18 protein-coding genes are annotated in these 26,025 nt (G+C 64.5%); 7 read left to right on the forward strand and 11 right to left on the reverse strand.

What is annotated here, in order from left to right:
• The first annotated feature begins 8 nt into the window (after positions 1-8).
• Both alkB and ASC83_RS23950 read left to right on the forward strand, forming a co-directional pair.
• The gene (gene alkB / locus ASC83_RS12725; protein ID WP_056065031.1) at positions 9-662 is read left to right on the forward strand and encodes a DNA oxidative demethylase AlkB; all 654 of its coding nucleotides are present in this window, start codon (positions 9-11) and stop codon (positions 660-662) included.
• A 323-nt stretch (positions 663-985) separates the two neighbouring features.
• Positions 986-1,720 (forward strand): hypothetical protein, encoded by a 735-nt coding sequence (locus ASC83_RS23950; RefSeq protein WP_156379494.1) that lies wholly within the window; start codon positions 986-988, stop codon positions 1,718-1,720.
• A 53-nt stretch (positions 1,721-1,773) separates the two neighbouring features.
• On the opposite strand, the gene ASC83_RS12730 is transcribed toward ASC83_RS23950, so the two are convergent.
• On the reverse strand, positions 1,774-2,886 hold the full coding sequence (locus ASC83_RS12730; RefSeq protein WP_056062947.1) for a DUF3592 domain-containing protein: 1,113 nt from the start codon (positions 2,884-2,886) through the stop codon (positions 1,774-1,776).
• Positions 2,887-3,194: 308 nt separating this feature from the next.
• On the opposite strand from ASC83_RS12730, the gene ASC83_RS12735 reads away from it, so the two are divergent.
• On the forward strand, positions 3,195-3,716 hold the full coding sequence (locus tag ASC83_RS12735; protein WP_056062950.1) for an EVE domain-containing protein: 522 nt from the start codon (positions 3,195-3,197) through the stop codon (positions 3,714-3,716).
• A gap of 38 nt (positions 3,717-3,754) precedes the next feature.
• On the opposite strand, the gene ASC83_RS12740 is transcribed toward ASC83_RS12735, so the two are convergent.
• The gene (locus tag ASC83_RS12740) at positions 3,755-6,559 is read right to left on the reverse strand and encodes a PAS domain S-box protein (protein ID WP_056062952.1); all 2,805 of its coding nucleotides are present in this window, start codon (positions 6,557-6,559) and stop codon (positions 3,755-3,757) included.
• Positions 6,560-6,711: 152 nt separating this feature from the next.
• Between ASC83_RS12740 and ASC83_RS12745 the strand changes: the two genes are divergently transcribed.
• Positions 6,712-7,215, forward strand: a complete 504-nt coding sequence (locus tag ASC83_RS12745; RefSeq protein ID WP_056062955.1) for a flavodoxin family protein — start codon at positions 6,712-6,714, stop codon at positions 7,213-7,215.
• A 9-nt stretch (positions 7,216-7,224) separates the two neighbouring features.
• Here ASC83_RS12745 and ASC83_RS12750 read toward each other — a convergent pair whose 3' ends face one another.
• On the reverse strand, positions 7,225-8,190 hold the full coding sequence (locus tag ASC83_RS12750) for a class I SAM-dependent methyltransferase (RefSeq protein WP_056062958.1): 966 nt from the start codon (positions 8,188-8,190) through the stop codon (positions 7,225-7,227).
• Between the two features lie 158 nt (positions 8,191-8,348).
• Positions 8,349-9,446, reverse strand: coding sequence for a GlxA family transcriptional regulator (locus tag ASC83_RS12755; RefSeq protein ID WP_235509367.1), 1,098 nt, complete (start codon positions 9,444-9,446; stop codon positions 8,349-8,351).
• A 138-nt stretch (positions 9,447-9,584) separates the two neighbouring features.
• Here ASC83_RS12755 and ASC83_RS12760 point away from each other — a divergent pair, with 138 nt between their 5' ends.
• The gene (locus tag ASC83_RS12760) at positions 9,585-11,957 is read left to right on the forward strand and encodes a penicillin acylase family protein (RefSeq protein ID WP_056062964.1); all 2,373 of its coding nucleotides are present in this window, start codon (positions 9,585-9,587) and stop codon (positions 11,955-11,957) included.
• 22 nt (positions 11,958-11,979) lie between these two features.
• Here the strand turns inward: ASC83_RS12760 and ASC83_RS12765 are convergent, their stop codons facing one another.
• Positions 11,980-12,612: an NUDIX domain-containing protein gene (locus ASC83_RS12765; protein WP_056062967.1), complete on the reverse strand. Its 633-nt coding sequence runs from the start codon at positions 12,610-12,612 to the stop codon at positions 11,980-11,982.
• 158 nt (positions 12,613-12,770) lie between these two features.
• On the opposite strand from ASC83_RS12765, the gene ASC83_RS12770 reads away from it, so the two are divergent.
• Entirely contained in the window at positions 12,771-13,532 is a 762-nt protein-coding gene (locus ASC83_RS12770; RefSeq protein WP_056062969.1) for a DeoR/GlpR family DNA-binding transcription regulator, read from the forward strand.
• Positions 13,533-13,540: 8 nt separating this feature from the next.
• Here ASC83_RS12770 and ASC83_RS12775 read toward each other — a convergent pair whose 3' ends face one another.
• The gene (locus tag ASC83_RS12775) at positions 13,541-14,446 is read right to left on the reverse strand and encodes a LysR family transcriptional regulator (protein WP_056062972.1); all 906 of its coding nucleotides are present in this window, start codon (positions 14,444-14,446) and stop codon (positions 13,541-13,543) included.
• Positions 14,447-14,632: 186 nt separating this feature from the next.
• Here ASC83_RS12775 and ASC83_RS12780 point away from each other — a divergent pair, with 186 nt between their 5' ends.
• The gene (locus ASC83_RS12780; RefSeq protein ID WP_056062975.1) at positions 14,633-15,598 is read left to right on the forward strand and encodes a DMT family transporter; all 966 of its coding nucleotides are present in this window, start codon (positions 14,633-14,635) and stop codon (positions 15,596-15,598) included.
• Positions 15,599-15,712: 114 nt separating this feature from the next.
• Here ASC83_RS12780 and ASC83_RS12785 read toward each other — a convergent pair whose 3' ends face one another.
• The 5 genes from ASC83_RS12785 to aceE form a co-directional block, all read right to left on the reverse strand.
• Entirely contained in the window at positions 15,713-17,134 is a 1,422-nt protein-coding gene (locus tag ASC83_RS12785) for an aspartate kinase (RefSeq protein WP_056062977.1), read from the reverse strand.
• 240 nt (positions 17,135-17,374) lie between these two features.
• The gene (locus ASC83_RS12790; RefSeq protein WP_156379495.1) at positions 17,375-19,426 is read right to left on the reverse strand and encodes a methyl-accepting chemotaxis protein; all 2,052 of its coding nucleotides are present in this window, start codon (positions 19,424-19,426) and stop codon (positions 17,375-17,377) included.
• A gap of 194 nt (positions 19,427-19,620) precedes the next feature.
• Positions 19,621-21,471 (reverse strand): dihydrolipoyl dehydrogenase, encoded by a 1,851-nt coding sequence (lpdA, locus tag ASC83_RS12795; RefSeq protein ID WP_056062984.1) that lies wholly within the window; start codon positions 21,469-21,471, stop codon positions 19,621-19,623.
• 19 nt (positions 21,472-21,490) lie between these two features.
• Entirely contained in the window at positions 21,491-23,164 is a 1,674-nt protein-coding gene (aceF, locus tag ASC83_RS12800) for a dihydrolipoyllysine-residue acetyltransferase (RefSeq protein ID WP_056062987.1), read from the reverse strand.
• Positions 23,165-23,183: 19 nt separating this feature from the next.
• Positions 23,184-25,892: a pyruvate dehydrogenase (acetyl-transferring), homodimeric type gene (aceE, locus tag ASC83_RS12805; protein WP_056062991.1), complete on the reverse strand. Its 2,709-nt coding sequence runs from the start codon at positions 25,890-25,892 to the stop codon at positions 23,184-23,186.
• Between the last annotated feature and the right edge of the window lie 133 nt (positions 25,893-26,025).

Consider the following 26,025-nt stretch of genomic DNA (forward strand, 5'->3'; position numbering starts at 1 on the left):
CAGATGCCATGACCGCCAGCCTGTTCGACGACCCACCCCAGCCCGCCCGGCCACCCGAGGTGCTGGAGCCCGGCGCCCTGGTGCTGCGTGGCTTTGCGCTGGCGCAGGCGGCGGACTTGCTGGCTGCAGTGCAGCAGATCACCGCCCAGGCGCCCTTCAGGCACCTCGTCACCCCCGGCGGCCTGACCATGTCGGTGGCCATGACCAACTGCGGCGCGCTGGGCTGGGTGAGTGACCGCAGCGGTTACCGCTATGACCGCTCTGACCCCCAGACCGGCCAGCCCTGGCCCGCCATGCCGCCGCTGTTTCGCCAGCTGGCGCTCGATGCAGCGCAGGCCGCAGGCTTTGCCCACTTTGCGCCCGACGCCTGCCTCATCAACCGCTATGCCCCCGGCACACGCCTGTCACTGCACCAGGACCGCGACGAAGGCAACTACGCCCACCCCATCGTGTCGGTGTCGCTGGGTGTTTCGGCGATGTTTCTGTGGGGTGGTGCGCAGCGGGCGGACAAGACCCGCCGTATTGCGCTGCTGCACGGCGATGTGGTGGTCTGGGGCGGGCCTGCGCGCTTGCGGTTTCATGGGGTGCTGCCCTTGCCCGAAGCACACCACCCGCGGACCGGTGCACACCGCATCAATCTCACTTTTCGCGCAGCAGGCTGAAGTACTGGCGCATGCTTCACGCCAGCCAAGGTGCGGCTGCTAACGGCATGGAAAAAGTCGATTCATTTTTTCCCAGTGAGGCAGTACGCAATCAGCCCAACTGATCTGGAAAAATCGCACGTGCGATCGATAAATACACAAGCACACCGAAGCAATGTTTTGAAACAAATTAAAAACTTGGCACCGATCACCAGCAACGAGACGCCTATAAGATTCGTTCGCCCTATAGAGTCAAGAGAGCTCCATTTCGGGTGACGCAATATGTGCGGGCACATGTTTTACAACATGGCTCGCGCCAAATACAAATCAACGTCTTAGTAGCCATGAAATTTTTCAAACATACCATTATTACCAGCTTAGTCATCACTGCATCGTCCGTTTTCGCACAATCACTCCCAGACATTGGAGGGGTGAAAATTGGGGCATTGCTTGCCACACAAAAACCGCTGATGGAAAAGGTGAATGCGGACTACAAATTCAGCGAAATCAAGACCCGCGAAGGTAAAGTGGTTGGAATTCAGGGAATTGCAGAAAGCAAGGAAAACAGAGTCAATGACCACATGATTGCGCTGCAGGATGACTCTGGGAAAATTTGGTTTTTGGGACGTGCTCAAAAATACCCAGAAGGTGGCTATATTCCCACAGCAACTTTTATTTCAGCACTGAAGCAGAAATATGGTGCCCCTTCTGACGTTACACCCGATCAGCTGTCCATGCTGTGGGCTTATGACAGAAATTATGCCTTGACGAATATTAAGGGATCTACCATGTGCCCCTTTGGAGCGGGCGGCAACGTCACCACGCCACGCACAGATTTATCCAGATTAAAAGGCGACAGCATTAACTTGGCCGTACCAGCGGCCTTTGAGCCAAACTGTGGGATTCAAATGAATGCAAAATTGAATCGCCACTATGGCTCCGACATGATCACCGGATCAGCGATCCAAATCGTTGACCACAAGGTTCGCTACGACGTGCTGGAAAAGAAAAACAATGAAGAAGAAGCCGCGCGGAAAAAGGCGCTGGATGCCATGAAAGATAACAAGCCCAAGCTGTGACACACCGGCGGCGCAGGTAACAAGGCCAGGGGTCCCGCGGTCTGTACATGCGGTTAGCGGACGTTGTAGCCTGTGGCGCTACCGATGGATGCGAGCATCCGGTCCGCTTCCTTGCGCCCCCGCAGATCCTGAGCCACCGTGATCCTCCTGCCGCTGTGCAGCAGAGCTTCAATGCGGAAATACACCTCGCGGCGGTTGTTGATCTCCATGGAGTAGCTTTCGGTCACACACAGCCGGACGATATCGTGGGGAGGCACCTGGTGCCAGCGCAGCATCAGGCCCAGCAGGCGACGCTCGGTGCGCAGGCCGGTGTGGTCCAGCTGCACGCGCAGGCTGTTGGCGATGGCGTAGAAGCTGGCCAGCAGCACCACACCGCCCACACCGCCAAACAGCAGGCGGAACAGCCACGGCGCCACATCGCCCGATGATTCCTGCTCCCAGGGCACCAGCGCCCCGACGGTCAAAAACACAGCCCCCACCAAGGCCAGCGCCAGCTTGAGTCCCCACCAACGGCCCGCCGGAAAGTACATGGCCACCCCGCCGGGCGTGCGCTCCACCCGCCCGGGCATGCCTGGCGCCAGCGACTGGGCGCCACTGCCCGCACGGCCCTGCGGGGCGCGGGTGGGGCGCAGCACATACACCAGCAGACCGACGCCCACGCCGCCAAACACCACCACAAACACCATCTTCAGGGCCAGCAGGCCGGGCCGCAGGCTGCGGTCAATGACGGCGTCCGCAGGATCGGACGGACTGACCCAGACCTGAACGGGCGCGCCGTCGCGCAGTGCCTGCTCCAGCCGCACACCCAGCGCTTCCTGAAAATCGCCCACGTTGTCGCCACCACCGCTGATCGCCACGCGCTCGCCCTGGTACTCACGCCCCGCCACTTGGTAACGGTAGGTGGCCTTGACGGTGTAGGAGCTGGATTTGCTGCTGCGGCTGGTCTCCAGCCGCGCAGCCACCAACGTGGCCGGAATGGGTTGCCACCACTGCATGCGTGCCCAGTCGTACAGCGTGGGCAGCACACTGAGCAGCAGCATGCCCACACCCACGGCTGCAAATGGCAGGGCAAACAGGCCCAGCAGCCAGCCCCCAGCGCGCTTGCCGCCACGGGCAGCCGGGTCGCGTGCACCCTGCGCATGGGTTGAGGAAGAGCGTTTGGTCATGGACAAAGTTCAGGGCAAATAAGACAACAAACCGACGCGGTGATGGCCCTGGTGAGTGCCGCCACATTCGGCCTGGACCGGGGCGACCAGCCTTGCACGGTCAGATTCTGCGGCGCGTCCCCGGGCTGCGCAATCTGCCATGCGGACAGCAGGCCATTTCAACGCGTTGGCCGCCGATTTATGGTGTTTTTGGCCACAAGCGCTAGTGGAACATTCCTGGATAGCTATCATATTGATAGCAGTTCACTTCCTGCGACTTGGGTTGCGGCGCCCGACACCACCTGCGGCATCTTTGACAGAATGCGTCCATGGTCACCGCTCCCACCCCTTCACACCCCCCGCACGCCGCCGCGGGCCGCCCGGCCCAGTTCTGGCTCATGAAGTCCGAGCCGGACGAGTGCTCCATCGACGACGCTCTGGCCGCGCCCAAAGCCACCGTCCCCTGGACCGGCGTGCGCAACTACCAGGCCCGCAACTTCATGCGCGATGCGATGCAGGTGGGTGACGGCGTGCTGTTCTACCACTCCAGCTGCCCCGAGCCCGGCATCGCCGGCCTGGCCCGCGTGGCCAGCGGCACCCGCCCCGACCCCACGCAGTTCGACCCCACATCGCCCTACCACGACCCCAAATCCCCGGCAGACAACCCCCGCTGGCTGCTGCTGGATGTGCAGGCGCTGCGCAAGACGCGGCTGATCAGCCTGGCCGAGCTGCGCGCCCACCCGGAGCTGGCGGACATGCGGGTGTTGCAAAAGGGCAGTCGCCTGTCCATCACGCCGGTAGAGGCGTCTGAGTGGGGTTACATCACCGAAGTGCTGATGCAGGGCGGCTGACGCGCGTCGCTGGCCTGCCTAGCGCCTGACAATGGCAGTCACAAGCTGCGCTCGGCCGACACATGCCCCTTGTCGGCGTACATGGCCTGGTCCGCCGCACGCAGCAGCTCGAACGTGGTGGTGCCATCGCGGGGGTAAAGGGCGGTGCCGACGGCGGCCGACACGCTCACCACGCGGCCCTCACCCAGATCGATGGGCTGCTCGATGGCCGCCATCACCCGGCGCAGCGCCTGGTCGACCTCGGCCGGGTCCTTCACGGCGGTGAGCACCAGCACAAATTCGTCACCACCGATGCGGGCCGCCGTGTCGTTGCCCCGCACCTGCTTCAGCAGGCGGCGGGCGGTGACCTTGAGCACCTCGTCGCCCATGTCGTGCCCGTAGCGGTCGTTGATGGGCTTGAAGCCGTTGAGATCGAGATAACACACTGCCGCCTGGGTCTGGGTGCGGTCGCTCAGGGCAAAAGCCTGGGCCATGCGGTCGGCCAGCAGCAGCCGGTTGGGCAGGTGGGTGAGCCCATCGTGGAAGGCGATGTGCTCCACCTGCTCCTGGTACTGCTTCATGGCGGTGATGTCCTGCATGAGCCAGAGCGACTCGCCCTGCCCCTCCAGCAATACCCCATTGACGTCGATCCACACGATCTCTCCCGTCACCTTGCGCATGCGGCGCTGCTGCCGGTAGTGCTGGCCCGAGGCCAGCACCGCGTAGGCATCGCGGCCAAAAGCCAGAAAGTCCTCCTGGTCCACGTACATCTCTTCCGTCGTGCGCCCCTGCAGCGTGCCGGGCGCATAGCCAAAGATGCGTTCCAGCGCCGGGTTGCGCCAGACGATGACACGGTCCTTGACCTTGGCGATGCCGATCAGGTCGTTGTCCAGCATCGCCTGCTGCTCCAGGTTCAGCGTGTGCAGTTGCTGGCGCGCGGCGTGCAGCTCGCTCACGTCGTACATGATGGAGCGGCTCATCACATAGTCGCCCTGCGCATTGAGGATGGCGGTGGACGACACGCTCACCCGCCGCTGGACGCCGCCACGGCCACACAGGTTGAACTCCAGCGGTCCGATCTTGCCCGTCTGCAAGAACACCGGAAAACACGCGGTGAACAGCGCCTTGCCCTCGTAATCAAAAAAGTCTGCGGGGCCCAGCTTGCCGATGACCTCCTCGCGCGGCAGGCCCAGCCACTGCAGGGTGAGCAGGTTCAGGTGCACATATTTGCCCTGGCGGTCCAGCGCGTAGTACCCGCAGGGCGCGTGGTCATACAGGTCCTGGAATTGTTCTGAGGCCTGTCCCAGCTCGGCCTCCAGCTGGCGGCGCTCGGTGATGTCGCGCCCCACAGACTGCCATTCCACCAGCTGTCCCGCATCGTCAAACAGCGCACGGTTGCTGAACTGGCACCAGCGGATGGAACCATCGCCCGACACCACGCGGTTTTCGATCACCACCAGCGGATTGCGAGGGTGGATGGCGGCGAGCTTCTGTGTGACCAAGGGCAAATCATCCGGGTACACGATGGGCGACCATACCCGCCCCAGCACATCCTCGCGGCGCAGATGAAAGAGCCTGCAGAACGCATCGTTCACAAACGTCATGCGGTTGTCGGCATCAAAGCGGCAAATGATCTCGGTCTGGTCTTCGAGAATCGACAGGTAGCGCTGCTCGCTTTGCTGCAGGGCCTGGGTGCGCTCGATCACGCGATGCTCCAGCTCGGCGTTGGCCTGCTCCAGCGCGGCCTTGCCATCTATCAGGCCCTGGGTCATGTTCTGCAGGGCGGAGCGCAGATGCTGGAACTCCACCGTGTCCATTTCAAAATCAAGCGCCGCGACCTGGCCCGAGGCCTGCACCTGGCGTGCCGCCTCGGCCAGCCGCTCCACCGGCTGGCTAAAGCGCCGCGCCGCCCAGTAGGCCAGAGCCACCAGCAGGGCCGCCATCAGTCCCAGCAGCAGCGCGAGCAGCGTGTGCAAGCGGTTGATGGGCGCAAGCGCCATCTCCAGCGGCTGCCGCGTGACCAGCATCCAGCCCAGGTCCGTGACCGTCTGCGCACGCACCGGCACCACGGCAGTCAGGTAGGTCTCCTTGGGGTCATCGCCCCAGGACATGACCTGGAACGTACCCTGCGACGGAAGGATGGGAAGCGCCGCACGGGGCTGTTCGACCGCGCCTGCGGTGTTGATGACGCCGTCCTTGTTCACCAGCAGAACCTCCAGCCCGCCTGTCATCGGAGACTGCGGTGTGGCGCGGCGAATGATGTCCTGCACCCAGGCCCAGTTCACATGGGCCGACACCACGCCTTTGAGTACCGAGTCCTGCCCCCGAACGGGCGACGCATAGTCCATGAAGCGCAGGGGCACCGGGCTGCCGGGTGCGCGCAGCAGTTTGTCCAGCAACACCGCATCGTGGGCATCGCCCACATAGGGCCCTTGCTGGCCCGCGCTGAACCAGGGGCGCTGCGACACGTTTTGGCCCCGCAGCAGGTTCCCGGTGGACACCTGCACCACGCCCTGCGCGTCGGTCACGCCAATCCAGGAGTAAAACGGGTAGGACTGGCGGATTTGCTCCAGGTGCGCTTGTAGTTGGGGTGCGTAGCCGTCGTCACGGGTCAGCATGGGCAGGTAGCTGAGCAACGCGATCTCGCGCTCACGCTCTTGCATGCCCTGGGCCAGCGCCAGCGCGATGGGCTGGCTGGCACTGACCAGTGATTGGCCACTCAGCTCGGTCAGGTGCCGGGTCAGCACCTGGTCGGCCACCAAGCCAATCGCCAACCCCGCCAGGACTGCCGTGCCGCCAAACAGCAAGGTCAGCCGCGAGCGTGTGGTCTGCAGCCATGAAGACACAGCAGGCATCAGGGTCATGAGGCAGCGGGCATTTCAGTGTTTGACAGCCGTCGATTCTGGCATCGAAAGCGCTGTGCAAGTCGCCGGACGGCAACGCTGCAGGGTGGTAGAAACCCGTTCGGTGACGCGCCCTGCTTCGGTGCCAGTACCACTGCCTCTATGCTGCCCCCATGACCGCTGCCAAAACCCTGCTGATCGTCTACCACTCGCACACCGGCGGCACCCGGCAGATGGTGGACGCGGCCTGCGCAGGCGCAGCATCGGCCGATAGCGGTGTGGCGGTGCGCTTGCTGCACGCGCCACAGGCCCAGGCCGCCGATGTGCTGGCGGCGGACGGCTATCTGTTTGCCACCCCAGAAAACCTTGCAGCTGTCAGCGGCCTGCTCAAGGATTTTTTTGACCGCACCTACTACGCGGCGCTCGACCAGATCAATGGCCGCCCCTACGCCACCCTGGTCTGCGCCGGCAGCGACGGAACCAATGCCGCCCGCCAGATCGCACGCATTGCCACGGGCTGGCGCCTCAGGCAGGTGGCGGACCCGCTGATCGTCTGCACCCACGCGCAAACGCCCGAAGCCATCCTGGCCCCCAAACAGATTGCATCGGCCGACCTGGAGCGCTGCCGCGCGCTGGGCGAAGCCATGGCGGCAGGGCTGGGGATGGGGGTGTTCTAGAACAGACTCTTAGGCCGGGGCCGCCAGCTCGGGCGCCTGGTACACCAGCACCTTCAGCGCCCGCTCCGGCTCCACATCGGCAAACACGGGGGGATTGGCCACGCGCTCCACAAACCGCAGATCGGGCGCCAGCTCCTGCATCTGGTCCTGCAAGAAGGCCAAGCCCAGCTCTGGCGCATTGAGGCACAACAGCGCGTGGCCGCCGGGGGCCAGCAGGTCGGGCAGCCGGCGCATCAGGCGGGCGTAGTCCTTGGTGGCGACAAAGCTGCCCTTTTGGTAGCTGGGCGGGTCCACGATGACCAGGCCGTAAGGGCCGCTGCGGTTGATCTTGCCCCAGCTGCTGAAGATATCGTGCGGCAAGAAGGCGGCGCCCGTGGTGATGCCGTTGAGCTGGTGGTTCTGCTGCCCGATGCCGATGGCGCCGTGGCTCATGTCCACGTTGACCACCTGTTTGGCGCCCGCCTGCAGCGCCACCACCGAAAACGCACAGGTGTAGGCAAACAGGTTCAGCACCTTGAGCCCGTAGCGGTCTGCACTGCGCGCTGCGGCATAGTTGCGCACCCATTGGCGGCCTGCGGCCATGTCCAGAAACAGGCCGTGGTTCTGGCCGCGCAGCACATGCACGCGGTAGCGCACGCCCGCTTCGGTGACCACATGGGGGTCGAGCACCGCACCTGCCATCAGGCGGGTTTCACTGCGCCCCTCGATGCGCAAGGCCTCGCCCCGGTGCTGGAAGACCCAGTTCAGCGGCTGGCCTTCCGGCGCAATCTGGGACCAGCGTGCCTGCAGCGCCTCGCCGATGGTCGCCAGTTCGGAATCGCTGGCCGGCGCGAAGCTCGTCAGCACGAACACTGGCGGATACGCATCCAGCACCCACTGCTCGCAGCCCGGAAACAGCCCACCCCGGCCGTGGAAGACGCGCTGGGCGTCGGTGGGCAGGGGCATGGAGGCAATGGCGTCGAGCAGGGCTTGCATGGAGAAAAGGGCTGGCAAAAAACAATTTCAGAATCAAAACGGCATGATGCGCTAGTCCAGCATGCCTGGGCAGCTATTGATTCAATAGCAATTGAGCATTATCGCCGCCAGCACTGGCGCAGACACCCACCAGAGACAGCGAATTGCCGTGGGCCCGGCTACGCCGGCCCGTCGGTGCCAGGCAGCCCCTGCCGCCCCAACCACTGCTTGCGCGATGTGCGCAGCTTGAAGCGCTGGCGGTACGCCCCTGGCGTCACCCCGGCCACGCGGGTGAACACCTTGCGAAAACTGCCCGTGTCGTTGTAGCCGCATTGCTGCGCCACATCGTCCACCGTGAGGTAGGTGGTCTGCAGCAGCGCCTGGGCCTGGGCAATGCGCAGCCGGTGCAGGTAGTCCTGAGGTGTTTCGCCATGCACCTGGGCAAACCAGCGCAGCAATGTGCGCGGGCTGGTGGCGGCGGCGCGGGCCGTGGCCTGCAGGCTGTAGGGCTCGTTGCGGTGGTCCTGCAGCCAGCGCCGCGCCTGCTCCAGTGCGCCCGCAGCCAGCGGGTTGCCCGTGGGGGTCTCCATGGCGGTGGTGGCGGTCAGCTGGCGCTGCGGGTCAAAAAGCAGCGCGTGCGATGCGGCCTGCGCCAGCTCGGCCGCCGGTGTCTGGGCCAGCAGGTCCAGCATGGCGGCCAGGGTGTCCTGCAGGGATGCGGTGGTCCACAGGGCACCGTCACGCTGCCAGGTTCGCTCCCGCTGCCAGGCCACCTCGGCCACATCGGCCGTCCTTGCCCCACTCTCGCTGGACTGCAGCACGATGGACGGCGCAAACACCCACGGCAGCGCCGCCTTGCGCCCAGCCAGCAAGCCACAGTGCGCCAGCAGGCTGGACCCGTTGAATAGCGCAGCCACCAGCCCGCCCCGCTGCAGGTGGCCCTGCAGCATGGCGCCAAAGTGCTCGCTGTAGCGCCGACTGATCTCACGCAACTGCGGCCCCGTGGGGACCAGCCAGCCGGGGATGACGACCACATCCAGCGGCTCCGAGCCCAGTTCCGCGCCAGGCACTGGCGGTGGGGTGGCGTCGCGCTCCTGCGGCATCTGCAGCCACAACCAGCGCACCACGGGCTGCGCGCCCCCGGGGCGCATCGCCGCCAGCATGTTCATGGCGCGCAGAGCGTCCACCGCAGCGGCGGCGGTGCTGGCAATGCTGCCGTGCCCCCAGAGGATGCCCACGTTCAGGCAGGACGGCAGTGCAGTTTTGGCAGTGGGCATGGTGGCGATCTTGCCACCCTTTGTGGCCAAACCGCCACCGCTTCTCGGTGTTACCGGGCAGTAGCATGACCGTGCGACGACAGCGCCCCGCAGCCATTGCCCTGCGTTGCGGGCCCACACAAACGGAGACACCCACCCATGCACGAACCCTCAACCCATCGCAGCCTTTCAATGGCCCTGACCACTCTGGCCGCGGCCTGCACCGCCCTCTTTCTGGCGGGCTGCGCCAGCCAGCCAGGCGCTGCAGGCACAGACCGCAGCGTGACCATTGAGCGCACCACCTACGGCATTCCGCACATCACCGCAAACGACCCCGAATCACTGGCCTACGGCGTGGCCTATGCCTACGCGCAAGACAACGTCTGCATGACAGCCGACCAACTCGTGACCGCGCGCGGCCAGCGCAGCAGCACCTTCGGCGCCCAGACCATCGGGCTGCTGGGCCGCCGCTACATCCCCAATGCGCAGATCGACCTGTTCATGGCAGCCCACATGGACGACGCCATGCTGGAGCGCGCCTGGGCCAAGACCAGTGCCGAAACGCAGGCCCTGGCGCGTGGTTATGTGGCGGGCTACAACCGCTTCCTGGCCGACAACGCCGCCACCCTGCCCGATGCCTGCCGGGGCAAGCCCTGGGTGCAGCCCATGACCCTGGCCCAATACCGCCGCATGGCCGAGGTGGTGGCCGTGCAGGCCGGTATTGCCGCGCTGGCCGATGGCATGCTGGGCGCCCAGCCGCCCGCGGCCAAGGCCGCGCAGGCGCCCGCCTCTGCAGTGAACCTGGCCGATGCCGCGCAGGCGCTGCGCGACGTGGGCCTGCTCGACTCACCCCTGGGCTCCAACGCCTGGGCCTTTGGCAAGGATGTGACGGCCAGCGGCAGCGGCATGCTGCTGGGCAACCCGCACTTCCCGTGGAGCGGCCCCAACCGTTTCTATGAAATGCACCTGACCATGCCCGGCCAGATGGACGTGATGGGCGTGGGCATTGGCACCTACCCCATGGTCTCCATCGGCTTCAACAAGGACGTGGCCTGGTCGCACACGGTGTCCACCGGCAAGCGTTTCACCTTCTACGAAGTGACGCTGGCCGAGGGCGACCCCACCACCTACCTGGTGGACGGCAAGCCCGAGAAGATGACCGCCCGCAAGGTCAGCGCCCAGATCCCCGGCCCGGACGGCAAGCTGCAGACGCAAGAGTACACGGTGTGGTCCACCCGCTGGGGCCCGCTGGTGGTGTTGCCCCGCGCGGGCCTGACCTGGAACGCCAAGACCGCCTACGCCCTGCGCGACGCCAACACTGGCAACACCCGCATGATGGACGCAGCCCTGGCTTTTGCCCGCGCCCGCTCGGTGCAAGACGTGCACAAGGCGCACGCCAACCTGGGCCTGCCCTGGGTGAACACGCTGGCCGCCGACCGCAGCGGCCAGGCCATGTATGCCGACGTGAGCGTGGTGCCCGATGTGGATGCCGCCCAGCTCGCCCGCTGCGCACCCAGCCAGCCCGCCGCCGCGCTGCGCGCCGCTGCCGGCCTGGTGGTGCTGAACGGATCACGCGCTGACTGCGACTGGCGCCGCGACAGCGCATCGCCCGTGCCGGGGCTCATCCCCATCGGCCGCATGCCCGTGGCCTTCCGCACGGACTGGGTCCACAACAGCAATGACAGCTTTGTCTACACCCACCCCGGCCAGAAGTTTGAGGGCATCTCGCCCCTGGTGGGCGACGCCAGCCTGACCCGGCCACGCACCCGCGCCGGTCTGGCCGAGATTCCTGAAATGCTCGGCCGGGGCAAGGTCACGCTGCAGGCCATCCAGGGCCAGTTGTTCGAGAACCGCAACTTCATGGCCCAGGTGGTGGTACCCGACCTTCTGGCCGCGTGTGACAAGGCCCCCGCGGCCGAATCCCGTGACGGCTGCGCGGCCCTCAAAGGCTGGGACCGCCGCAATAACGTTGAGGCACGCGGCGCCCATGTGTTCCGCGAGTTCTGGCGCACCGCGCGCAACATCCCCGGCGTGCACCGCGTGCCCTTCGATGCGCAACAGCCCGTGGCCACCCCTGCAGGCCTGAAGATGGAGGACGCCGCCACCGCCGCCAAGGTGTGGGAGGCGCTGGACGGCGCCGTCAAGGCCATCCGCACCAGCGGCTACACGCTCGACGCCACGCTGGGCAGCGTGCAGCGCCCCGCCATCACCGAAGAAGCGATTGCACTGCACGGCGGCGAGGAGTTTGAAGGCGTGCTCAACAACCTGGGCCGCCAGGAGCCCGCGCCCATCAACAAGGCAGGCTTGCGCATCGACTACGGCACCAGCTATGTGCAGACCGTGACGTTCGACGCCAAGGGCCCAGTGGCCCAGGCCATCCTGACCTATGGTCAGTCCACCAACCCCGCATCGCCCCACGCCAACGACCAGATGCGTGAGTTCTCGGCCAAGCGCTGGCATACCCTGCCCTTCCACCGCGACGATGTGGTGAAGGCGCGCGTGGGCGAGCCGCTGCGGCTGGTGCGGCCTTGAGCACCTGCGAGCACCGCCTTTGTTACAGGGCGGTGCCTCGCAGGTCCAAGGCCACATGCTGCAGCAGCATGATGGTCTTGCCGTCCTGGATCGTGCCGTTGGCAATGCCCGCCAGGGCGTCGGCCAGCGGCATCTCGATCACCTCGATGTCCTCGCCCTCTCCCTCCAGGCCGCCGCCGCTGCGAATGCGGTCGCCGGGTTCGTACTCGGCCACGAAAAAGTGCAGCTTTTCCGTCACCGAGCCAGGGCTCATGTAGGCCTCAAACACCTTGCGCGGCTGGCGCACGCGGTAGCCGGTTTCTTCCTCGGCCTCGCGGCGGATGCAGGTTTCGGGGTCGTCACCGTCGAGCAGGCCCGCGCAGGTCTCGATCAGCAGGCCGTCAGCGCAACCGTTGAGAAAGGCGGGCAGCCGGAACTGGCGCGTCAGCACCACGGTGCAGCGACCCGGGTCAAACAACAGCAGTGCGGCGCCATTGCCCCGGTCGTAGGCCTCGCGGTTCATCGTCTGCCATTGGCCGTCGCGCCGGCGCAGCGAGCAGGTGACCCTGCGCAGCACGTACCAGTTGTCGGAGAGCACCTGCACATCCAGCAGCTTCACATGCTCGGTGCGGGCGTTCAGCTCAGCGATGGGCACATCGGGCACAGGGCGGCTCATGCAATGTTCCCCGCCGGCGGGCTTGGGTAGCGACGCACGGCAAGCGCCAGCGCGAAGGCAGTGTGGTCGGGTAATGAGTGCATGGTTTTGACAAGATTGATTTACGCAATATCATGCACAAACATGCAAATTCGTGCAATCAATTCGTGTAACCCTTCATGCTGACCACCCAACGCAAACAGCTTCTGCTCGACCGCCTGCGTCGGGACGGCCAGATCGTGGCCAAGGCCTTCAGCGAGGAGTTGGGCATCTCGGAAGACACCGTGCGGCGCGACCTGCGCGAACTGGCTGCGGAGGGCCGCTTGCAGCGCGTGCACGGCGGTGCCCTGCCCGCCTCGGCCGCAGTGGGCAGCTTGCAGGTGCGTGAGCAACTGGCCCCCGAAGACAAACGCGCCCTGGGGCGCGCCGGGGCCGCGCTGGTGTTGCCCGGCCAGGTGGTGATCCTGGATGGGGGTACCACATCGTTGCAGGTGGTGCAGAACCTGCCGCTGGACTTGCGCGCCACTGTGGTCACGCACAGCCCCACCGTCGCGGTGGCGCTGGCTGGGCACACGCAGGTGGAGGTGCTGATGCTGGGAGGCAGGTTGTTCCGCCACTCCATGGTGAATGTGGGTGCCAGAGTGGTCGAGGCCGCAGCCCAGTTGCGGGCCGACCTGTACCTGATGGGCGTGACCGGCGTGCATGCCGAGGCCGGTCTGACCACGGGAGATTTTGAAGAAGCCGCCGTCAAACGCGCCCTGCACCAGCGGGCGGCAGAAACGGTGGTGCTGGCCTCGATCGACAAGCTGGGCACGGCATCGCCGTTCAGCGTGGCCCCCTTGCACGAACTGGCCGCGCTGGTGGTGCCTGCCGCCACACCGCGGTCACTGCGCAAAAAGCTGCAGGCCGGTGGCGCCAAGGTGGAGATCGCAGCGGCCTGATCAGGCAACTAGGCAGTCGCGGCGCCAGCGCCTTGGCGCAGGTGCGCGACCAGCGCCGCAGCAAAGCCCGTCAGCACCGCCCCTTTGCGCACGCAGATCTGCAGGTCGCGCTGCGCCCAGGGCTCGCCCAGCTCGACCAGCACCGGCGGCTCGCTCAGGCCCGCCACCTGCAGGGCCGCTCCCCGGGGCACCAGGCCAATGCCCACGCCCGCCCCCACCATGCGGCACACGGCTTCAAAGCTGCGCACCTGAATACGCACGTCCAGATGCCGCCCAAGCGCGGCAGCGGCGTTGGTCGTGAAGGTGTGGATGGCCGAGCCCGCATGCAGCATCACAAAGGCCTGGTCCAGCACCTCGGCAAAACCCACGCGGCCACGCCCTGCCAACGCATGGCCTGCGGGCACGATGAGCACCAGGCGGTCTTGTCGGTAGGGTGACAACTCCACACCCGCGCCCGTGCCACTGTCGGCCAGCACACCCACCTCGATCTCGCCGCTGGCCACTGCGACCACGATCTCTGCGCTGGTGCGCTCCTCCAGGCTCACGCTGGCCTGCGGGTGCTGCCTCAGGAAACCCGCCAGGTCGTCGGGCAGAAAGGTGTGCGTGGCATGGGTATTGGCCCACAGGCTCACATGGCCCCGGATGCCGCTGGCAAAGGGCGAGAGGTTGGCATGCATCTGCTCGACGCTGGCCAGCACCTGGCGCGCATTGCGCAGCAGGGCCTCGCCCGCCCGGGTCAGCGCCACGCCCCGGGTCTGGCGCTCAAACAGGGAGGTGTTCAGCGCCTCCTCCAGCCGGCGCAGCCGGTGGCTGGCCGACGACGGCGCAAGGTAGGCACGCGCGGCGCCGCGCGTGAGGTTGCGCTCTTCGGCTATAGCAACAAAAAGGCGCAGATCGATCAAGTCATAGGTCAATGGAGGCCCCTCTCACGTTCGTTTTTGACGGACGCATGGTTGCGGCAATGCCAATTGTGCCTGCCGCGCGTACAAGGCACTATCGCCGCATCCTTTCAAATTACCACTGCCCCATGTGCACTGCGTTCGTTGTCTTCGCATGGTCTGGCAGTTTCTACCCCACCCCACCCCACCCACCATACCCCCATGCCCTGGAAACACTGGTCCGCCGAACGCCTTGGCCTCCTCCTTGCCATCCTGGCAGCGCTGGGCTTCTCGTTCAAAGCCATCTTCGTGAAACTGGCCTATGCGGTGCCCCAGGCCACGCCCGTGGACTCCGTCACCCTGCTGTGCCTGCGCATGGCGTTTTCCGTGCCGGTGTTTGCCTGGGTCGGCTGGCGCGCCAGCCGCGACCTGGCCCCGCTCACCCGGCGCGACTGGCTGCTCGTGATTGCGCTGGGCCTGCTGGGCTACTACGGCGCGAGCATCCTCGACTTCATCGGCCTGCAATACATCACCGCCAGCCTGGAGCGGCTGATCCTGTTCACCTACCCCACACTCACGATCCTGATCGGCGTGCTCTTCATGGGCAAACGTGCCTCCCGCCGGGAGCTGGGCGCGCTGTTGCTGTCCTACGCGGGCATCGGCCTGGCCTTCGCGCACGACCTGCACATTGCGGGCGACACGCGCGCCGTGCTCATCGGCGCGGGCTTTGTGTTTGGCTCGGCGGTGTCCTATGCGTTCTACCAGGCAGGCAGCGAGCCCGCCATACGCCGCATGGGCGCGGCACGCTTTACGGCACTCGCGATGCTGGTCTCCACCGGCGCCACGCTGCTGCATTTTGTGGTGTCGCAACCTGCGGGTGCGCTGGTGCAGCCCGCGCCGGTCTACCTGCATGCGCTCGGCATGGCCGTGTTCTCCACTGTGTTGCCCGTGTTCATGACCTCGGCCGCGATCCGCCGCATTGGCGCATCCAAGACCGCGCTGATTGGCACGCTGGGGCCCATCCTCACGATCTTTTTTGGCGTCTGGCTGCTGGATGAACCGTTGACCTGGTGGCAGATGGGTGGTGCGGCGCTGGTGCTCGCGGGTGTAATGCTAGTCAGCAAATTCAGCATACAGCCGGGCTTCATGCGCTGGATGGACAGGACTTTTCTGCTCTACAAAAAGTAGCACAGCACTCGTCTCCCACGATCTGCCGATCCACTGCGCTCCAGCGCCCGATGCCAGACGTGGACGCAAAAAAGCCCGCACGGAGCGGGCTTTGAGCGGAAGGCGAAAACCTGTTCAAGCACGCGGAATGGGCGCACCCGAGTTCACGCACAGCGCCATGTTCAGCGCCTTGATCGCAGTCTTGTAGTCCTCGCGTTCGATCACGAACTGCATGTTCACCTGGCGCAGTGTCTGGGACACACAGTTCACGTTGACGCGCGCATCGGCCAGCGCCTGCGCGGCCTTGGCCAGCACGCCAGGGATGCCGATGTTGGAGCCAATGGTGCACACGATCGCGCTGGGCTTGATCGTGACGACCTGGTAGTCCTTCTGCAGCTCGGCCACCAGCTCGGGCGTGACCTGGTTGTCCCACACCAGATGGGCGATGGAGTTGGCGTTGGTGGCCTTGAGGATGTAGCTCACATCGTGCTTGCAGAACACGTTCATCAGGCCCGCATCAAAGCCCACCGTGCCCACCATGCTGGGGTCGTGGATCTCGATCAGCGTGACCTTGTCGGTGCCCGTGACGATCTCCACACGCGCGCGCTCACCCACGAAGTCCTTGGTGATCAGCGTGCCGGGGTGGTCGGGCTCAAAGGTGTTCTTCAGGCGGATGGGAATGCCGGCCAGCTCCATGGGCTTGGCGGCCTTGGGGTGGATGGCTTCCATGCCCACGTCGGCCAGTTGGTCGGCCACGTCGTAGTTGGTGGCGCCCACCACGATGGCGTTTTCCAGGCCCACGAGGTTGGGGTCGGCAGAAGACAGGTGGAATTCCTTGTGGATCACGGCCTCTGCGGGGCGCACTTCCACGGCGATCTTGCTGAACGTGACTTCGGAGTAGCCCCGGTCAAACTCGCGCATGATGCCTTCGGTGCCCTTGGTGTAGCCGGTGGCCACCACCACCTTGTCGCTCAGGTCGATGCCTTTAAAGCTGTTGGCAATGCGCTCGTCAATCGTCCAGGCTTCGTTGTCGTCAAAACCGGCCAGGTCCATCAGCATGGCATTCACGCCATTGGCCTTGAGGATTTCGACCGAGTTGAACGCGCTGTGCGACTCGCCAATCGAAGCCAGCACTTCGCGCGCCGCGAGCAACACATCCTTGCGGCTGAGATAGCCGCTGGCCAGCACGTGCTGCATGGCGTTCAGATATTCACGCGCCTGGCCAATGCGCTGGTCGATGAAGGCATCGGCCACATCCAGCGGCAATCCCAGGTCAGCGTAGCCGGCGTTCAGCTTTTTGAGACTGACCGCCAGTTGGGTCAACGCATCTTGGTAACCCTTGCCTTCGGCAAACAGGGCATAGATGCCGCGCTCGCCCGTCTTCTTGTGCTCCAGCAGCTGGTTCGTCACGCCCGAATAGGCAGACACCACGTAGATCCGGCCGTTAATGCGCTTGGGGTCGTGCAGCACGATGTGGCGCAGCACATCGCCAAAGGCGGTCATGGAAGTGCCGCCGATCTTCTCGACAGAGATCTTGGAGGAAGTTACGTCTTGCATGGACAAGCAAAAAGGAGCAGTGAAAAAACAGGCCGGGCCGAACCGATGACCGGCGGGGACTGACGACGAAAACCCCCTATTTTCGCCCATATTGGAAGCACGCCCGATCGTCGGCCGCCGGCCCAGGGTCACACCACGCCCTCGTCCCCCTCGCAAAGCCGTGCCACCGGGCTCCCATGCGGCCAGCGCCGCTGCTGCACCGCCAGTTCGATCGAAGGCGTCAAGTGAAGCCGGGGCGACTCACTGCGCTTGCACCGCTCCGTCGCGCACCACCCATTGGGCGCCCCAATGTCTTGACCACTGTTCTGCCAGACGGAGGAAGCTGCCATCACGCTTCATGGCGTCCAGCGCGTCTTGCCAGCTGCGCACCACAGCCTGGTCTGTGCGTTTGGACATGCCTATGTACAGGCGATTCACAAAGAGTTCGTAGACCGGCTCGAAGTCGGCCGGGTCCAGACCTGCATCGCGAGCGGTGGTGGGCAGATCCATGTCGGTCATGACCAATGCGGTGACCTTGCCTTCGAGCAGCTTGCGGAATGCGGTAGCCCAGTCTGGCGAGTAGTCCAGGTTGCGAAAATCCTTGCCCCTGAGGAACTCCTCTTTGGAATCGCCCTTGATGACCGCGATGCTGGGCAGCTTGCGCGCCTCGTACAAGCTCTTGACGGTGACGCCGCTCCCTTTTTTGATAAACAGCACAGCGTTGCTGTGAACCAGCGGGCCGACCCAGTGGAACTGGTTCTCGCGACTGGGTGTGCGCGCCATGGTGAACAGCACGGCATTGGGCTCGGTCTGCAGCGCGGCGTAACTGCGCTCCCAGGAGGTGATGCGCACCTGTGCCTGATGCCCGGTGCGAGCCAGAATCTCGCGCACTACATCAGGGGAAAAACCTTTGACATCCGCACCGCTCGCGTCCTGCTTGTTGGCGGCATCGGTGTAGTTCAGCGGGGGTTCGTGCGCCGTGCCGACGATGAGCTGCACGCCGCGCGAGAGCTGCCCAGCCAATTCCTTGGACTCTTGCCGAATGCGCAGTGCCGCTGCGGGACGGGCTACTTGCCGCTCGCTGGCCCGTGCGATGGGCAGCTCTGGCAGCGCATTGGCCGGAGGAAGGCCGGCCACGCGGAATGCAGCTGCCGCGTAGCGCAGCCCGGCAGCCCGGGTCTGCAGGGTTTCCGCATGCACGCTGGCATCGTGCAGGAGCTCGGCATAACGTTCGGTCACGACATCCAGGTGGTCCAGCGAGCCGCTCAGTTGGGAAATATCGCGCTCCTGCTGCTGGGTGACCGCAGCTATCTCTTCCATGATCTGGGTGACTTGCTGCGAGCTGGCGTTGATCTCGTCCATGGAGTTCGCCACCTGGTCGGCCAGCTTGGCAGACTGCGCAATCTTCTCCACAGAGCCCGCAATCAGGGTCTTGATCTCCTTCGCCGCACTCGCGGAGCGCTGGGCCAGCGTGCGCACCTCTGAAGCCACCACCGCGAAACCCTTGCCCTGTTCGCCCGCGCGTGCAGCCTCCACCGCTGCATTGAGCGCCAGGATGTTGGTCTGGAATGCAATGCCATCAATGACACCAATGATCTCCTCGATCTTTCCCGAGGATTCACTCAGGGCATCCATGGTGTTGGTCATCTTGCTGACCACCTCATTACCTCGGGTCGCAATATCGGAGGCGAAACGCACCGACTTTTGAGAGTCTGCGGTCCTGCTGCCCGCTTGTTTGACTGTGTCGATCAGGCTACCAATGTGGGATCTGCTTTGCTGCAGCAACTCGGTCTGCTGCGACATATTGGTGGCCAGATCCAGGTTATTGGACGAAAAAGTGACCGATTCCACAGCCACCGTTTCGGCCTCTTGCCGTAATAGCCCGATTTTTTCAGCCAGCGAGTCGCGCAGTGCATGAATTGCCGCCAGGGCACTGCTGGATTCGGTTCTCTGCGTTGCGGTGGAGGCCATTAATTGGCCTGCGCTCAAGTGGGCGATGTGTTCGCTCAACGCGTCGGGACTGCCACCCAACTGGCGGGCTACGGACCGATGTAGACGAACCAAGGCAACGCCGACAAGCACCGCAGCAGCCAACAGAAGCCACATCAAGCGTTGCCAGGCGGCATCAAAGGCGCTGGGAGCAACTTGCAGATCACTGTGCAAGCTCCAGGCGCTGGCAGCCAGCACCACAAAGCTGGACGCGCAGACAAGGCCCCAGACGAAGAAATGTGAACCTAACGAGGCATTTTGTTTCATGCAGGGTCTCACCAAAAGAGTGATTCGTAGTGACCCCTTAGCAAACTTGATGCCCACAGTAACAAAAAGTCACAGGCTCTGAGATGCCCATGCGGACCCCGTGCAGACTTAGCGCAACCACTCCAGCGCACGCAGCCACTGTTGGCTCGTGCTTGCCGGCATGCACGCCAGAAAATGAAAAGGCCGCGCAACCCCTTCTGGGCTTGCGCGGCCAGCGACCGAACCGGCAGCGTTCTCAGCGAATCATCGGATCACTTCTTCTGTGGTGGCACGTCCGTGCAAGACCCGTGGGCAATCTCCGCCGCCATGCCGATGCTTTCGCCCAGCGTGGGGTGCGGGTGGATGGTCTTGCCGATGTCCACCGCGTCGGCTCCCATCTCGATAGCCAGGGCGATCTCGCCGATCATGTCGCCCGCATGGGTGCCGACCATACCGCCGCCCAGGATCTTGCCGTGGCCATGGGCTTCGGGCGAGTCGTCGAACAGCAGCTTGGTCACGCCCTCGTCGCGGCCGTTGGCGATGGCGCGGCCGGAGGCCGTCCAGGGGAACAGGCCCTTCTTGACCTTGATGCCCTGGGCCTTGGCCTGGTCTTCCGTCAGGCCCACCCAGGCCACTTCGGGGTCGGTATAGGCCACCGATGGGATCACGCGGGCGTTGAAGGCGGCGGCGGCCAGCTCCTTGTTGCCTTGCAGTTCACCTGCTATCACTTCAGCCGCCACGTGCGCCTCATGCACCGCCTTGTGCGCCAGCATGGGCTGGCCCACGATGTCGCCGATGGCGAAGATGTGCGGCACGTTGGTGCGCATCTGGATGTCGACGTTGATGAAGCCACGGTCCGTCACAGCGACGCCAGCCTTCTCGGCAGCGATCTTCTTGCCGTTGGGCGTGCGGCCCACGGCCTGCAGCACGAGGTCGTACACCTGGGGCGCGGGGGCGGCGCCCCCATCTTCCGCTGCGGCAAACGTCACCTCAATGCCTTCGGGTGTGGCCTTGGCGCCCACCGTCTTGGTCTTGAGCATGATGTTGTCAAAACGCTTGGCGTTCATCTTCTGCCAGATCTTGACGAGGTCGCGGTCGGCGCCCTGCATCAGGCCGTCCATCATTTCGACCACATCGAGGCGCGCGCCCAGCGTGCTGTACACGGTGCCCATTTCGAGGCCGATGATGCCGCCGCCCAGAATGAGCATGCGCTTGGGCACTTCCTTCAGCGCCAGGGCGCCGGTGGAGTCGACCACGCGCGGATCGTCAGGCATGAAGGGCAGGCGCACTGCCTGGCTGCCGGCGGCGATGATGGCCTTCTTGAAGGCGATGACCTTCTTGCTACCCGTCTTCTCCTGCGCGGTGCCGGTGGTTTCTTCCACTTCCAGGTGGTTGGCACCCACAAAGGCACCGTAGCCACGCACGGTGGTCACCTTGCGCATCTTGGCCATGGCGGCCAGGCCGCCGGTGAGCTTGCCGATGACTTTCTCTTTGTGGCCGCGCAGCTTGTCGATGTTGACGGCGGGCGCGCCAAAGTCCACGCCCAGGTCGGCCATGTGGCTGACTTCGTCCATGACGGCCGCAACGTGCAACAGCGCCTTGGAGGGGATGCAGCCCACATTCAGGCACACGCCGCCCAGGGTGGCGTAGCGCTCGACGATGACGACCTTGAGGCCCAGGTCGGCCGCACGGAAGGCTGCGCTGTAGCCGCCGGGGCCGCCGCCGAGCACGAGCATGTCGCAGTCGAGATCAGCGGAGCCAGCATAGCTGGATGCTACTGGATTGATAGCTGCCGGCACATTATTTACCTGTGCTACAGCCGGTTTCTGCTCTGAAACTGCAGGCGCTGGGGATGCGGCAGGCGCTGGAGCGGCTGCGCCTGCACCCTGCACTTCCAGCGTCAGCACCACCGAGCCTTCGGCGATCTTGTCGCCGAGCTTGACCTTGAGTTCCTTGACCACACCAGCGTGGCTAGACGGGATCTCCATGGAGGCCTTGTCGGACTCCACGGTGATCAAGCTTTGCTCGGCCTTGATGGTGTCGCCGGGTTTGACCAGCACTTCGATGATGGCCACTTCGGCGAAGTCGCCGATATCAGGCACCTTGATGTCGATGATTGCCATGGTGTGTCTTGCCCTTTCGTTACATCACGATGCGGCGGAAATCCGCCAGCAGCGAGGCAAAGTACACGTTGAAGCGTGCAGCAGCGGCACCGTCGATCACGCGGTGGTCCCAGCTCAGGCTCAGGGGCAGCATGAGGCGCGGCGCAAATTGCTTGCCGTCCCACTTGGGCTCCAGGCTGCTCTTGCACACGCCCATGATGGCGACTTCGGGAGCGTTGATGATGGGCGTGAAGTAACGCCCGCCAATGCCGCCCAGGGAGCTGATGGAGAAGCAGCCGCCGGTCATGTCGGCCGGGCCGAGCTTGCCGTCGCGCGCCTTCTTGGCCAGGTCGCCCATCTCTTGGCTGATCTGGACGATGCCCTTCTTGTCTGCGTCGCGGATGACCGGCACAACGAGGCCGTTGGGCGTGTCGGCCGCAAAGCCGATGTGGTAGTAGTTCTTCAGCACCAGCTGATCACCGTCGAGCGAGCTGTTGAACTCAGGGAACTTCTTGAGCGCGGCCACGGCGGCCTTGATCATGAAGGCGAGCATGGTGACCTTCACGCCGCTCTTCTCGTTCTCTTTGTTGAACTGCACGCGGAAGGCTTCGAGGTCGGTGATGTCCGCGTCGTCGTGGTTCGTGACGTGCGGGATGACGACCCAATTGCGGTGCAGGTTGGCGCCGCTGATCTTCTTGATGCGCGAGAGATCCTTGCGCTCCACCGGGCCGAACTTGGTGAAGTCCACCTTGGGCCAGGGCAGCAGGTCCAGGCCCACGCCAGAGCCACCACCGCCTGCGGGTGCCTTGGCAGCTTGTGCCTTGGTCTCCACGGCGCCTGCCATCACTTGCTTGGTGAAGGCAGCCACGTCGTCTTGCGTGATGCGGCCCTTGGGGCCGGTGCCCTTGACTTCGTCGATGGGCACACCCAGTTCGCGGGCGAACTTGCGCACCGAAGGCGATGCATGGGGCAGGCCTGCCGTGGGAGTGCCGGGCTGGTGGGCAGGGACAGCCACCGAGGCGGTGGCAGCGGCGGGTGCTGCGGCTGCCACCGCAGGAGCGGCCGCAGCCACTGGGGCTGGTGCCGGCGCAGCGGCCGCAACCGGTGCTGCTACAGGCGCTGCAGCAGCTGCCGTACCTTCAAGCAGAGCCACCAGATCACCAATGTTGACGGTGTCGCCAATCTTGACCTTGAGTTCCTTGAGCACGCCAGCGGCGGGCGACGGGATCTCCATGGAGGCCTTGTCGGATTCGACGGTGAACAGGGACTGCTCGACCTTGATGGTGTCGCCGACCTTGACCAGCATCTCGATGACGGCCACGTCCTTGAAGTCCCCGATGTCGGGCACGCGCACTTCGACCGGGCCTGTGGCCGCAGGGGCTGCAGCAGCAGGAGCTGGCGCAGGTGCCGCCACCGGGGCGGGAGCCGCCGCTGCAGGAGCCGGCGCAGCGGCCGGAGCTGCGGCAGCGCCCGCGTCAGCGGACTCCACCACGGCAATCACCGAGCCTTGTTTGACCTTGTCGCCCAATGCAATCTTGAGTTCCTTGACCACGCCTGCGTGGCTGGATGGGATCTCCATCGATGCCTTGTCCGATTCGACCGTGATGAGCGACTGCTCGGCCTTCACGGTGTCACCCACCTTGACCAGCAACTCGATCACGCCCACTTCGTCGAAGTCCCCGATGTCCGGGACTTGAATGTTGACCAATGCCATTGTTCTGTCTCCGTTCGTTTTATGCGTAGAGCGGGTTGATCTTGTCAGCATTGATGCAGTACTTGGCGATCGCCTCGGCCACCTTGGTGGCGGGCAGCACGCCGTCTTCGCTCAGCGCCTTGAGGGCGGCCACGACGATGTAGTGGCGGTTCACCTCGAAGTGCTCGCGCAGCTTGCTGCGGAAGTCGCTGCGACCAAAACCGTCGGTGCCCAGCACCTTGTAGTTGCGGCCCTTGGGTACGAAGGGACGGATCTGCTCGGCATAGGCCTTCATGTAGTCCGTGGATGCGACCACGGGGCCCGTGCTGGTGCCCAGCTGCTGCGCCACAAACGGCACGCGCGGGGTTTCCAGCGGGTGCAGCAGGTTCCAGCGGTCCACGTCCTGGCCTTCGCGGGTGAGTTCGTTGAAGCTCGGGCAGCTCCACACATCGGCCTGCACGCCCCAGTCGGCGGCCAGCAGGGTTTGCGCGGCCAGCGACTCGCGCAGGATGGTGCCCGAACCCAGCAGTTGCACGCGCTTGTCACCCTCGGCGCCGGGCTTGCACAGGTACATGCCCTTGATGATCTGCTCTTCCGTGCCTTCCACGAGGCCCGGCATCGGGTAGTTCTCGTTGAGCAGCGTGATGTAGTAGAAAACGTTTTCCTGCTGCTCGACCATGCGCTTGAGACCACGGTGCATGATCACCGCCACTTCGTGGGCAAAGGTGGGGTCGTAGCTCACGCAGTTGGGAATGGTGTTGGCAAGGATGTGGCTGTGACCATCTTCGTGCTGCAGGCCTTCACCGTTGAGCGTGGTACGGCCCGAGGTGCCGCCCAGCAAGAAGCCACGGGCCTGCATGTCACCCGCAGCCCAGGCCAGGTCGCCAATGCGCTGGAAGCCGAACATCGAGTAGTACACGTAGAACGGCACCATGATGCGGTTGTTGGTGCTGTAGCTGGTGGCGGCAGCGATCCAGCTGGCCATGCCGCCGGCTTCGTTGATGCCTTCCTGCAGGATCTGGCCAGCCTTGTCTTCCTTGTAGTACATCACCTGATCGCGATCGACCGGGGTGTACAGCTGGCCCTTGGGGTTGTAGATGCCGATCTGGCGGAACAGGCCTTCCATGCCGAAGGTGCGGGCCTCATCCACCAGGATGGGCACTACACGCGGCCCCAGGGCCTGGTCGCGCAGCAGTTGCGTGATGAAGCGCACGTAGGCCTGGGTGGTGGAGATTTCACGGCCTTCGGCCGTGGGCTCCAGGATGGCCTTGAAGGTCTCGATGGCGGGCACGGTGAAGTGCTCGTCCGCCTTGGGACGACGCTTGGGGAGGTAGCCACCCAGGGCCTTGCGGCGCTCGTGCAGATACTGCATCTCCGGGGTGTCATCGGCCGGTTTGTAATACGGAATGTCAGCCAGCTGGCTGTCCGGGATCGGGATGTTGAAGCGGTCGCGGATGTACTTGATGTCCTCGTCCGACAGCTTCTTGGTCTGGTGCACAGTGTTCTTGCCCTCACCGGCCTTGCCCATGCCATAACCCTTGACGGTCTTGACCAGCAGCACGGTGGGCTGGTTCTTGTGCTCATTGGCAGCGTGGAAGGCGGCATACACCTTGGCGGGCTCGTGGCCGCCACGGCGCAGCTCGAACACCTCTTCGTCGGTCATGTGCTCGACGAGCTTGAGCGTCTCGGGGTACTTGCCGAAGAAGTTCTTGCGCACGAAGGCGCCGTCGTTGGCCTTCATGGCCTGGTAGTCGCCGTCCAGCGTTTCCATCATCAGCTGCTTGAGCTTGCCGGTCTTGTCGCGGGCCAGCAAGGCATCCCAGCCATTGCCCCACAGCAGCTTGATCACGTTCCAGCCCGCGCCGCGGAACTCGCCTTCGAGTTCTTGCACGATCTTGCCGTTGCCCCGCACCGGGCCGTCCAGGCGCTGCAGGTTGCAGTTGATCACGAAGACCAGGTTGTCGAGGTTTTCGCGCGCGGCCAGGCCGATGGCGCCCAGGGATTCGGGTTCGTCCATTTCACCGTCGCCGCAGAACACCCACACTTTGCGGTTTTCGGTGTTGGCAATGCCACGGGCGTGCAGGTACTTGAGGAAGCGGGCCTGATAGATGGCCATCAATGGCCCCAGGCCCATGGACACCGTAGGGAACTGCCAGAACTCGGGCATCAGCTTGGGGTGCGGGTAGCTGGACAGGCCCTTGCCGTCCACTTCCTGGCGGAAGCTGTCGAGCTGCTCTTCGCTCAGGCGGCCCTCAAGGTAAGCGCGCGCATAGATGCCGGGGGCGCTGTGGCCCTGGATGTACAGCAGGTCACCGCCGTGGTCTTCGCTGGCGGCATGCCAGAAGTGGTTGAAGCCCGCACCGAACATGCTGGCCACCGAGGCAAATGAACCAATGTGACCGCCCAGGTCGCCGCCGTCGGCAGGGTTCAGGCGGTTGGCACGCACCACCATGGCCATGGCGTTCCAGCGCATGTAGGCGCGCAGGCGCTTTTCGATGGCGATGTTGCCAGGGCAGTGCGCCTCTTTTTCCGGCTCGATGGTGTTGACGTAACCCGTGTTGGCAGAAAACGGCAGGTCGATGCTGCTCTGACGGGCGTGTTCAAGAAGTTGTTCCAACAGGAAGTGGGCGCGCTCTGGGCCCTCCTTGTCGATCACGGCGGACAGCGCGTCCATCCATTCACGGGTTTCTTGCTGGTCGGTATCGGAACCGATGCCGAAACCGGCCTGAGGGTCGGGCTGAGCTGACATGCTTTGTCTCCTGTAGGTGTGGCAGCAATTTAGTACGTTGGCTCTAGTTTCGCATATTTTTTCGTAATTTCAAATGGTGCCTATTCATTTCATATTGCAATAATTTGCTGCAGACGCACATGATGCGGAAGGC

This window comes from Acidovorax sp. Root402 (assembly GCF_001425125.1).
Lineage (GTDB): Bacteria > Pseudomonadota > Gammaproteobacteria > Burkholderiales > Burkholderiaceae_C > Acidovorax > Acidovorax delafieldii.

Excerpts from the sequence above, each read along its gene's own strand:
- ASC83_RS12730 (WP_056062947.1), bottom strand. The coding sequence starts at position 2,886 with ATGACCAAACGCTCTTCCTCAACCCATGCGCAGGGTGCACGCGACCCG.
- aceF (WP_056062987.1), bottom strand. The coding sequence starts at position 23,164 with ATGGCATTGGTCAACATTCAAGTCCCGGACATCGGGGACTTCGACGAA.
- ASC83_RS12765 (WP_056062967.1), bottom strand. The coding sequence starts at position 12,612 with ATGAGCCGCCCTGTGCCCGATGTGCCCATCGCTGAGCTGAACGCCCGC.
- ASC83_RS12745 (WP_056062955.1), top strand. The coding sequence starts at position 6,712 with ATGACCGCTGCCAAAACCCTGCTGATCGTCTACCACTCGCACACCGGC.
- alkB (WP_056065031.1), top strand. The coding sequence starts at position 9 with ATGACCGCCAGCCTGTTCGACGACCCACCCCAGCCCGCCCGGCCACCC.
- ASC83_RS12760 (WP_056062964.1), top strand. The coding sequence starts at position 9,585 with ATGCACGAACCCTCAACCCATCGCAGCCTTTCAATGGCCCTGACCACT.
- ASC83_RS23950 (WP_156379494.1), top strand. The coding sequence starts at position 986 with ATGAAATTTTTCAAACATACCATTATTACCAGCTTAGTCATCACTGCA.
- ASC83_RS12750 (WP_056062958.1), bottom strand. The coding sequence starts at position 8,190 with ATGCAAGCCCTGCTCGACGCCATTGCCTCCATGCCCCTGCCCACCGAC.
- ASC83_RS12770 (WP_056062969.1), top strand. The coding sequence starts at position 12,771 with ATGCTGACCACCCAACGCAAACAGCTTCTGCTCGACCGCCTGCGTCGG.
- ASC83_RS12780 (WP_056062975.1), top strand. The coding sequence starts at position 14,633 with ATGCCCTGGAAACACTGGTCCGCCGAACGCCTTGGCCTCCTCCTTGCC.
- aceE (WP_056062991.1), bottom strand. The coding sequence starts at position 25,892 with ATGTCAGCTCAGCCCGACCCTCAGGCCGGTTTCGGCATCGGTTCCGAT.
- ASC83_RS12755 (WP_235509367.1), bottom strand. The coding sequence starts at position 9,446 with ATGCCCACTGCCAAAACTGCACTGCCGTCCTGCCTGAACGTGGGCATC.
- lpdA (WP_056062984.1), bottom strand. The coding sequence starts at position 21,471 with ATGGCAATCATCGACATCAAGGTGCCTGATATCGGCGACTTCGCCGAA.
- ASC83_RS12740 (WP_056062952.1), bottom strand. The coding sequence starts at position 6,559 with ATGACCCTGATGCCTGCTGTGTCTTCATGGCTGCAGACCACACGCTCG.
- ASC83_RS12735 (WP_056062950.1), top strand. The coding sequence starts at position 3,195 with ATGGTCACCGCTCCCACCCCTTCACACCCCCCGCACGCCGCCGCGGGC.
- ASC83_RS12785 (WP_056062977.1), bottom strand. The coding sequence starts at position 17,134 with ATGCAAGACGTAACTTCCTCCAAGATCTCTGTCGAGAAGATCGGCGGC.